The organism is Streptomyces carpinensis, assembly GCF_002154505.1.
Classification (GTDB): domain Bacteria; phylum Actinomycetota; class Actinomycetes; order Streptomycetales; family Streptomycetaceae; genus Streptomyces; species Streptomyces carpinensis.
This window is the reverse complement of sequence record NZ_MUBM01000522.1, coordinates 1-974: the sequence shown is the minus strand read 5'-3', so window position 1 is coordinate 974 and position 974 is coordinate 1. Positions and strand designations below refer to the sequence as shown.

1 pseudogene is annotated in these 974 nt (G+C 73.3%); it reads left to right on the top strand.

The window, feature by feature from the left end:
- Positions 1-232 precede the first annotated feature (232 nt).
- Positions 233-974: pseudogene (locus tag BZY54_RS45315) on the top strand (RtcB family protein); the annotation flags it as partial.

Below are 974 nucleotides of genomic sequence, written 5' to 3'. Positions count from 1 at the left end.
GGGGGGGGGGGGGGGGGGGGGGGGGGGGGGGGGGGGGGGGGGGGGGGGGGGGGGGGGGGGGGGGGGGGGGGGGGGGGGGGGGGGGGGGGGGGGGGGGGGGGGGGGGGGGGGGGGGGGGGGGGGGGGGGGGGGGGGGGGGGGGGGGGGGGGGGGGGGGGGGGGGGGGGGGGGGGGGGGGGGGGGGGGGGGGGGGGGGGGGGGGGGGCGGCAGCGTCAGGTGTGTATAAGGGACAGGTTCGGCGGGGTGGCGGAGGCGGTCAAGTTCCGCCAGGAGCGCGCTACGAAGCAGATGGGAACGCTCGGATCGGGCAACCACTTCGTCGAGGTGTGCACTGATGCAACCGGTTCTGTCTGGTTGATGCTCCACTCCGGCTCCCGCAACATCGGCAAGGAACTGGCCGAGCACCACATCGGCGTGGCCCAGAAGCTCCCGCACAACCAGGGCCTGGTCGACCGCGACCTCGCCGTCTTCGTCGCCGACACCCCGCAGATGGCGGCCTACCGCAACGACCTGTTCTGGGCGCAGGAGTACGCGAGGTACAACCGCACGATCATGATGGCGCTCCTGAAGGACGTGGTCCGCAAGGAGTTCAAGAAGGCGAAGCCGACGTTCGAACCGGAGATCTCCTGCCACCACAACTACGTGGCCGAGGAGCGCTACGAGGGCATGGACCTGCTCGTCACCCGCAAGGGAGCCATCCGCGCGGGCTCCGGCGAGTACGGCATCATCCCGGGCTCGATGGGCACCGGTTCGTACATCGTGAAGGGCCTGGGCAACGAGAGGTCCTTCAACTCCGCGTCGCACGGCGCGGGCCGGCGGATGAGCCGCAACGCCGCCAAGCGCCGCTTCTCCACGAAGGACCTGGAGGAGCAGACGCGAGGCGTGGAGTGCCGCAAGGACTCCGGCGTCGTCGACGAGATCCCGGGCGCCTACAAGCCGATCGAGCAGGTCATCGACCAGCAGCGGGACCTCG